Raw genomic sequence first — 8,121 nt, forward strand, 5'->3', positions numbered from 1 at the left:
AGGTCACCGTTGTCCAGGCCGACGGCCAGGGTTAGGTCACCAGCATCAGCGGTGCCCTTATACTTACGAACTCGGCCATCGCGCAGTGACGTAAAGGTCACGGAGCTGAACGTGTCGCCAAACTCGCCCAGGTCTTCCACTTCGCCAATTTCGACGTAGGTGTCTGCCTTGTAGAGCGCTTCGGTGTCTGCGCCGTTCTTGCTGCCGATGCTGATTCGGCAGCCGGCGGCTGTGTTGAGGTTGTCGTCGGCCATGGGGGTTCCTCCAAGGGCACATTGGATAAAGCCGCGGTGCGGCCGGGTATTGGGTTCAGTGGGTGGTGATGACGCGGACCGTGACCGATCCTTGATACGTGACGCCGTCAGGTTCGCGCTGGGAGTCTGCTTGCTCGACCCTGACCGAGACGGCGCGCCCGACGGTCAACGGTAGCCGGCGCTCGTCCAGGGCCGCGACAACCTCACCGAGGATGCGCTTCACCTCGGCCTGGCCGTGGGCGTCTGACCAGACCGACAGGTAAACCAGCCGCTGCTCGCGCTTCCGGCCGGCAATCGGTGAAGTGTTGGTGGAAATCTCCCGGTCAATCGAGACATACGGCATGGGGGAATCCATGGGCGCGCCGTCGTGGACAGGGCAAGAAACTTCCGCTGTCAGCCTGGCAAAGATTGCCTCCTGCAGCGCAACAGACGGATCAGCCATTGGACAGCCCCTTGCTCGCCTTGAGCAGTGTTCGCCCAATGGCTGCCTTGATGCTGGCCACGACATACTCCCGGTTCACGTCCTTCGCTGGGCGAAGCCATGGGTGAGCGGGCCGCGCCGGGATGTCCGGGTACTTGCCGAAGAAGTGCGCGCCATCCGCCTTGTTGGTAGGCCGACGGCTGCGCCCTCCCGCTCGCTTGTTCCCGGTGTAACCCTTGGTGCCGTACTCGATAAAGCGCAAGTAGAAGAAACGCTGCTTGTTCTTCTTGCCCCTGATACCGATCTGGGCGTCGAGGCCGCTTTGCGAAACGAAAACCGTCAGAGCAGCAGCGGCGGCGCCCGTGTCTTTCGGGATCAGGCTTTTCATCGTGGAGAGAATCCGCTCGGCACTGTCGCGCATTACCGGCGCCAGCTCGTTATCCATGGTCGCGTGGATGTTGCGCAGCGTGCGGCGCAACTTGAAGTCACCGGACATGCGCGATCGGCGGGCGGCCATGGCCTACTCCTTGGGCTTGGCCGGCTTCTCAGCGGCGGGCGCTGCTTCGGGTGCTGGCTCTACCAGGCCGCGCGCAACAAGATCGGCGCCGAGTCTGGCATCGACCACAAACTCATCACCCTTCTCTCGGTCACCAGTGGCGCCAGACAGGGTTCCCAGGGCAACAACTTTCATAATTCACCTCTATGGATTGGGTACGTTTGAACAGAGCAGCCGAAGCATGTCGCGCTCGTTGTTTGGGAGCGCGGCTTCGATCAGGTAGGTGGTGGTGATTCCGTTCGCCGTGTGCACCAGGCGATTGCCTGCGAGAGCGTCCGCGCGCGGCCTGACGCGTATCTCCGCGGTAACCACCGCCTTCAACTGCTCAGCGACTGGTGCGGTCCGGCCCGTGGGCATGGTGATCTCAGCCCAAAGTTTTACGAGCTCCACCCACGAAGTGTCGAAACCGCCCGTTTTGTTTTTCGTCAGAACTGGTTTGAACATGATGCATCGATGACGCAATGGGCCGGCTCTCATCAGACCCCCATGCCGATACGGTACGGCGCCAGCAACGACTTGCTGGTCAGCGGCAGTTCGGTCGCAATTGTTCCGGTCACAACCTCTTCACGGTTGGCATAGAGGTGACCAAGCTTCAGCAGACACGCCGCTTCGATAGCCTTATTCACCACCAACCCACGAGCCGCCCTGGCTACCGACTCCAGCGTTTCAGCGAATATAAACCGCACATCGGCCTCCGCCTCCGATCGCTGATCAGAATCTTCAATAGCCTGGGCGGCCAGCATCGATACGTCATAATCGACCACCGCGGCTGCTCTTTTGGTGGGAGCTGACAACCGCGCGGCGTCCAAGGAGGCCTGATCGGCATAGAACGAGCGATTCAAGTACGCCATTGCTGCCGCTTCAGCGCCATCCAGCTGGGATTGCACCAGGTCCTGGTCTTCGCTTTCAGCGCGCAAGTGCTTCATGGCCAGCTCGATGTCGATCACGCTCATGATTATTTGGCCTTGTTTTTCAGCTCGGGTTTCGGCTTTTGGCTTACCTCTGGAGCGGCTTTGTTATCCGCTTCCTTGGCCTGTTTGTTTTCGGGCTCGGGTGCCTGCTTCACGTCGTAATCCTCAATCAATCCGTTCCGATGAAGCTCCTTGGCGCGGAACTCATCGACGGTAATGGAACGGCCTTTCTTCACGTACTCACCCACGTTCAGAAAGCCCTTTTTGGTTGTCACTTCGATGTCTGGCATTTGCACACACGCCCGGTCACCCGGGCGCGCTCCTTGGATTATTGAGGAATTAAGGCGTTGGGTCTTCGAATTCGCCGTGCACGAAGGATTCCGGACGGTACACCGCCAGCGCCAGACGCTCTTCGGCACGGATGGTGACCATGTTGGTGCGGAAGTTGTCGCCGTCTTCGGTCGAAACCTCGACGGCTGCGTCTTCGCGGTCGAACACCTGGGCGGCGATATTCATTGCGCCCACGAGGAACTCGCCTTCAGGAACTGCGTTGCTGTCCACCACCGGCAACTTCCAGAGACGCTGGACGCCACCTTCCTGAACGTTGACCCAGATGTAGGATCCGGTGCTGTCCTTGGTCAGTTCGATATCGGCCCAGTCGACCGGGTTCAGCGCGATGGCCGAAGCGCGGTATTCAGCGACCCGCACTTGCAGGATCGCGCGGCGCAGGGTGTCGATCTTGGTATCGCCTGCCTTGCGCAGCGCTTCGTTGAACGTGGTGGCTTGCGGGATCAGGCCCAACAGGTTCTGGCCGGTGCCGTCACCCGCGAGTATCTGCTCTTCTTCTTTGTACTTCAGGCCGTAGATTGCACGGCCGTTGATGTAGCTCTGCAGCAACGGGATATCCGACAGCACCTGTTTCGATGCTTTGAACCAGTGAGCGATGGTTTTGACCGTGGTTGTGACCATGCCGAACGACAGATCGGATTGAGCCTTCAGCGCGCCCTCGCCTGCCTGAGGCGCCGCCATGTTCTGGAAACCCGTCTCTTGCACGAACTCGACGGCGTTGGATGCGGTACGGCCGGGCATGATCAGATCACGGATGGTGAACTGACGCTCTGGATCAGTGATGATCCCAGCAACGCGGGTAGGCTGAATGCCCACGCCTACGCCGCCAGTGCCGGTGGTGGCGCTGGTGATATTGGTGACAGCCTTCAGATTCAGGCGAGCGATACCGCGACCTTTCGTGGTCAGCGCCTGGTAGTCATCCGAGTCGGACAGCTGCTCGCCAACGGATTTTTGCTCAGTTGGGTCGTTCGCAGCGAAGCGGCGAGCCATCTTCTGCTCAATGTCTTGCAGTCGATCCTGCAAACCCAGGCCATCCTTTACCAGGCCGTCGAGAACGTTCTTGGTTTCGGTCAGGATAGTGCCGTGTTCTTTGATTTCCTTGTTGGCTTTCTCGGCGAAAGCCTTGATTTCCTGGTCGCGTTGATCAAGGAGATCATTCACTGCTTTCAACTGGACCTTGTCGTCGGCATGCTCCTTGCGTTGCATCTGACGGTTTTCGGCGCGAGCCTGGTTGCTCATGGCGTTATGCATGGTGAATCCTCAAAACGAAGGGAGGGACAGTGCCGGGCGCGACTTGAGCGCCTCGACCACTTCAATTGCTGCCAGGTCGCCCGCGGACTCGCTCCGGAGCAGATGCTGCAGTCCGCGATGGGCAATCACCGCGGACTGAGTTTTCGAGAAGCCTGCCTCGCGCAGGAGCAGCTCAAATTCGGGTAGTGAAGGCAGGCCGCCGTGGGCAAGCTTCGACTTGATAGTGTCGGTGCGCGCCTCGTCGTTGGCCGGCACGGTGACAATGGAAATTTCCACCAGATCCAGCTTGGTCAGCGTTCGTATTCGGGTCTTCTCGTCGAAGGTCGATTCACGCACGTAGTAGCCAATGGAAAGACCGGTGATGGATCTTGATTGCATGCCTCGCATGGCGATACGCGCATACGGCGCATCGGCCAGCCACAACTCGCCATCACCGAACAAGCCCTTGGTATCCTCTTTCAAGGTATCCATGGACCAGGAACCGATTGGCTCGCCCGTGCGGTGCTGCCAGAGCACTGGCAATGCTCGACTTTTCGCCTTGAGATCAGCGATCGACTCGAGAAACGCCCCGGGCGCCACCACCTCGTTGTAGCTGTCGACGACACCAAACACCGATCCGTAGCCAGAAAAAAGGCCGTCATCGCTGACAGCCTTTACGTCGTAGTCAAAAGAGCGGTACTTCACCGCCAGGGACTGGTCTTTGCGTTTCATTCCTGGTTCCCCTTGGGTTTGTCATTGAGCCAGTCCAGCAGTGCGGAACGGGCTTGCTGGGCATCGCCAGCGCCTTCCCCTAGCTTGTTGATCGGCAGCATGTTGGATTGAACGGTGAGCTTCGCGGCGTTACCGCCCATGGGCGCAAGGTTCTCCTTGATCCGGCAGTCGTCGCGGGTATAGATGCCGTTTTGTGTCATGGAGCTATAGAACGCGGCGCGAGCAGCGCTATCGGCACGAAGCAAGCCCTCTGGGTTGAACTTTGCGTAAAATCGGCGGCGCTCATCAGGGCGCAGCAGGCGACGATTAATGCTCTGCTCGATGCGCTTCATCCAGGGAAGCAGCGTGAAGCTCAGGAAACCGAGCATCTGCTGCTCCATCCCGGTACCCCAGCTAGTGCTGTTCGACGTGTGGCCGACCATCCAAGGCGGAACACGAAACCACCTGCAGATCTCTTCGACGTTGAAGGCGCGGGTTTGGAGCATTTGTGCATCTTCGGGCGTCATGGACACCTGCTGATATTTCATGCCAGCTTCCAGCACCATCGTCTTGCCAGTGTTCACCGCGCCGGCGAACTTGGCAGCCATGTCCTCTCGAATGTCCTCCCGCTGGGCTTTGTTCAGAATCTGGTCAGTGGACAGAACGCCGCCGAGTTTCATCCCGTTGGCAAACATCTTGCTGGCCGACTCATCGGCAGCCATGGCAGCGCCGAATACATTGCGGCCCATGGCGAGCGGGCTCAAGCCGCACATGGGGTCGGTCCCGAAACCGCGCGTGTGCATCATCTGCTCATCAAGCAAGGTATGGGGCTTGCCCTCGCTGTCAATGAACCGGTATTCGATCGAGCCGCTGCTCGTGCGCCGTGGCGGGGAAACCGACTGAGGGAGGATAAACTCCAACGAAGAGAGATCTCGCCCCACCAAATGAGGCTCGTTAAAGCTGTTGCCGCTGAGCAGCAAGCTGGCCACCACACATTCCCAGAACTCAACAGGGGTTTGGTCGGCGTTCGGCTGCTGGCTGATCACCCGGTGTACAGGGTGCGAAGTGGCTACCTCCGGCACACCGTTCTTGTCTTCATATAGAGCGATCGGGAGGGTGGCCAGGGTTTCTGCGATTAAGCGTACGCAGGCCCAAACAGTCGAAAGCTGAAGCGCCGTCTGCTGGCTCACCGTTTTACCCGAGGCGGAATCAGTGCCGTAGTAACCATTCCAGAATGAAGCGTCGCCCAGCCCAATACGGCGACCTACCCAACCAGCGAGAGAGGATTTTACAAACCCAGGCTCAGCGGACTTGAATAGAGCCTGGCGCAGGACTGATTTGATAGGTTTACTCACCGGTCAGCCCCTTGCGAATGAACCCAGCGGCAGCCAAGAACGATACTGCCCCTGCGATCAGGGACCACCCGAGGCCTGCCAGGACAAAGACGCCGGCCACAAACAGGCACAGCGCGGCCACGGCCGCAACGATGAAGAGGATCAGGCCTGTATCCATGTGTTCGTTATCCAACAATGATAGGTTTCGAAAAGAAGTCGCTGATGTTGCCGCTATTGTCGTTGACCAGAATTAGCGCTCTGCCGATGGCCATGATCATAGCAACCGCTCCGTCGATCTTGTTGTCCTCGCCCTGCTTGATTGGCCGCACCACATCATCGTTCCCAGGCATGTTCTTCCCAATCACGTTGGCAACACACCAGGTCATGATTGGGTGCCCGTCATGGTGGAAGCGTCCAGCCGTTATCGCTGCTTCAAGCTCTTTCATGGGGTCGGACATGTTGGTGTAGTTTTGCGTAATCGTGATCGGACTGAAGCCTTCGTCATCGAGGTCGTGGCTTAGGCCAGTTGCGCCGTGCGGATCGATTGGGCATTCGCGCACCGGTGCCTGGTGATTGGCTTCTTTGGTGTCTTCTAGAATTTCGCGGTAATCGATTTCCGCGCCATCGGTTATATCCAGGTCCTTGGAATTGACCCAAGCCTGGAACCGTTCGGACATGCGCTTGTTGTCGCTATCGTAAGCAGTGTCGTAAGGCACCCAGAACTTGGGCGCCACGCTGTAGTAGTGGGTCTTGCCATCTATGACCCTCCAGAAAAGTCGAGCCCGTGAGTTCATATCTAGTTTTCGCGCCAAGTCGAAGCCCGCAATCCACTCTTGCCCCTCGAATTGCTCAAGGGTGAGAGTGGTGTCTTCGCAGGATTTCCAGTCCTCCATGTTGAAAAACCCAGATTTGGCGCTCACCCAGAGGTTCAGGTGCTTCGTCTTGAAGGTGTTGGCAAAGCGGGCCGAGCGAATGGCCCTGGCCTGCTGGCTTTCCAGGTACTCCTGAAACACCGATACGCCATGGTTCGGATTGGCCTTGGCCAGCATCTTCGGGTCAGTCCAGTCGTCCCCTTCGTCCAGCGTCCAGATCCAGCCGAACAACTCCTCATCCGGCACAGTACCGGCCAGCATCTCGACGACCTGGCGGCGCTTGTCGTAGCACGGGCCTTCAATGTCGGCGCCGGCGGTGGTGATGATGAACATCAACGGCTGACGCCGGGCGCCCATGCCTGTGAGCATGGTGTCGTACTGTGCGGACGTTGGATGCTCGTGGTACTCGTCGACGATGGCGCAGCTTGGCGATGCACCGTCGCCAGGGTTACCGATCAGTGGCTCGAACCGGCTGAAGTCGGATGGGATGTTCATGTTCGAGGCATTCACCTCGATGCCGGCGGCCTGAATCAGCATCGGTGATTTGCTGACCATGAGCTTGGCAGGCCTGAAAACCTCCCAAGCCTGCTTCTCAGTGGTCGCGCCGGCGTATACCTCAGCACCGAATTCGCCATCGGCGACAAACATGCTGATGCCCACGCCACCGGCAACAACCGATTTGCCGTTTTTCCTGGGCACTTCCCAGTAGCTTTCACGGAAACGACGGTGCCCGCCCTTCTTCTTTACCCAGCCGAATGTCACGGCCAGGCCAAAAAGCTGCCAAGGCTCGAGCGTGATCAGCTGACGCTTGAATGCCCACTCGCCCTTGGTGTGCGGGAGCAGCTGCATCAGCTTGAGCTTTTTCTCTGCCTTCGCAGGGTCGAACTTGAAACGGAAGCCGCGCTTGCGGCTCGCCGCCAAGTCGTCGAAGTGGCGCTGCACCGCCTGGTGTATGTAGCGGCACGCCGGAACCTTCCCGCGAAGCAATGACCGGCCCCACGCCGTTGCCTTGTCGACATTGGGGTGGGCAGATTTGGTCATCAGGTTCTCAGCAGGTTGGCAAATTCGTTGGTTTCTTTCTCCTTATTTCCGCCGATCAGTCGTGTGCGACTGGCCGGGTCCAGGCCCAGCATCGAACCGAACGTCACCATCTGGCGCATTGTTTCGTTCGCGGCGGTAAGTGCGGGGTTCTTCATCGGTCCACCAGTGGCCCCAGTGACGACGATGCCATGCAGCTGGATCGATTCCTGCGCAAGGCGCCAGTTGTCGTAGGCGCTACAGAAGGCCTCAACGTTGTGCAGGTCCGTGATCGCCACCACGTTCTCCCGCAACAGCTCCGGGACAATCATGTTCCACATGGTGGCTGCGCGCGGGCTGAACCACTCGGGCGGGTCGATCTGGGTGATCTTGGAAAACTGCGGTTCGGCTGTGTTCAGCGCGCGCTTGCCAGGGTTTCCGGCGAGTGCTTTCTTGGCCGTTGGCTT

The 8,121-nt window shown here is 59.0% G+C and carries 12 protein-coding genes and 1 pseudogene; all 13 read right to left on the reverse strand.

Annotation, left to right across the window (positions count from 1 at the left end; all coding sequences use genetic code 11):
• Nucleotides 1-254: pseudogene (locus tag A7D21_RS33330) on the reverse strand (hypothetical protein); the annotation flags it as partial.
• A 55-nt stretch (nt 255-309) separates the two neighbouring features.
• Nucleotides 310-696, reverse strand: coding sequence for a DUF3168 domain-containing protein (locus A7D21_RS33335; RefSeq protein ID WP_065870026.1), 387 nt, complete (start codon nt 694-696; stop codon nt 310-312).
• The gene (locus A7D21_RS33340) at nt 689-1,192 is read right to left on the reverse strand and encodes an HK97-gp10 family putative phage morphogenesis protein (RefSeq protein ID WP_069553790.1); all 504 of its coding nucleotides are present in this window, start codon (nt 1,190-1,192) and stop codon (nt 689-691) included. Before A7D21_RS33340 ends, A7D21_RS33335 begins: the two co-directional genes overlap by 8 nt.
• 3 nt (nt 1,193-1,195) lie before the next feature.
• Nucleotides 1,196-1,366, reverse strand: coding sequence for a hypothetical protein (locus A7D21_RS36010; protein WP_171902667.1), 171 nt, complete (start codon nt 1,364-1,366; stop codon nt 1,196-1,198).
• A gap of 9 nt (nt 1,367-1,375) precedes the next feature.
• A complete protein-coding gene (locus A7D21_RS33345; RefSeq protein ID WP_069553791.1) occupies nt 1,376-1,708 on the reverse strand; it encodes a head-tail adaptor protein in 333 nt (110 codons plus the stop codon).
• Nucleotides 1,708-2,184: a head-tail connector protein gene (locus A7D21_RS33350; protein WP_069553792.1), complete on the reverse strand. Its 477-nt coding sequence runs from the start codon at nt 2,182-2,184 to the stop codon at nt 1,708-1,710. Before A7D21_RS33350 ends, A7D21_RS33345 begins: the two co-directional genes overlap by 1 nt.
• A gap of 2 nt (nt 2,185-2,186) precedes the next feature.
• Nucleotides 2,187-2,432 carry a hypothetical protein gene (locus tag A7D21_RS33355; RefSeq protein WP_069553793.1) on the reverse strand — a complete coding sequence of 82 codons (246 nt, stop codon included), beginning with the start codon at nt 2,430-2,432 and terminating at the stop codon, nt 2,187-2,189.
• A 49-nt stretch (nt 2,433-2,481) separates the two neighbouring features.
• Nucleotides 2,482-3,741 carry a phage major capsid protein gene (locus A7D21_RS33360; RefSeq protein ID WP_083272298.1) on the reverse strand — a complete coding sequence of 420 codons (1,260 nt, stop codon included), beginning with the start codon at nt 3,739-3,741 and terminating at the stop codon, nt 2,482-2,484.
• Between the two features lie 9 nt (nt 3,742-3,750).
• Nucleotides 3,751-4,452, reverse strand: a complete 702-nt coding sequence (locus A7D21_RS33365) for an HK97 family phage prohead protease (RefSeq protein ID WP_069553794.1) — start codon at nt 4,450-4,452, stop codon at nt 3,751-3,753.
• Nucleotides 4,449-5,786 carry a phage portal protein gene (locus A7D21_RS33370; RefSeq protein WP_069553795.1) on the reverse strand — a complete coding sequence of 446 codons (1,338 nt, stop codon included), beginning with the start codon at nt 5,784-5,786 and terminating at the stop codon, nt 4,449-4,451. The genes A7D21_RS33365 and A7D21_RS33370 overlap by 4 nt, the downstream gene beginning before the upstream one ends.
• Nucleotides 5,779-5,943 carry a hypothetical protein gene (locus tag A7D21_RS36015; RefSeq protein WP_171902668.1) on the reverse strand — a complete coding sequence of 55 codons (165 nt, stop codon included), beginning with the start codon at nt 5,941-5,943 and terminating at the stop codon, nt 5,779-5,781. The genes A7D21_RS33370 and A7D21_RS36015 overlap by 8 nt, the downstream gene beginning before the upstream one ends.
• 7 nt (nt 5,944-5,950) lie before the next feature.
• The gene (locus A7D21_RS33375; RefSeq protein ID WP_069553796.1) at nt 5,951-7,678 is read right to left on the reverse strand and encodes a terminase large subunit; all 1,728 of its coding nucleotides are present in this window, start codon (nt 7,676-7,678) and stop codon (nt 5,951-5,953) included.
• Nucleotides 7,678-8,121 (reverse strand): phage terminase small subunit P27 family (locus tag A7D21_RS33380; RefSeq protein WP_069553797.1); only part of this gene is annotated, 444 nt, incomplete at its 5' end. The genes A7D21_RS33375 and A7D21_RS33380, both read right to left, overlap by 1 nt.

This window comes from Pseudomonas sp. AP19 (assembly GCF_001728855.1).
GTDB lineage: Bacteria > Pseudomonadota > Gammaproteobacteria > Pseudomonadales > Pseudomonadaceae > Aquipseudomonas > Aquipseudomonas fluorescens.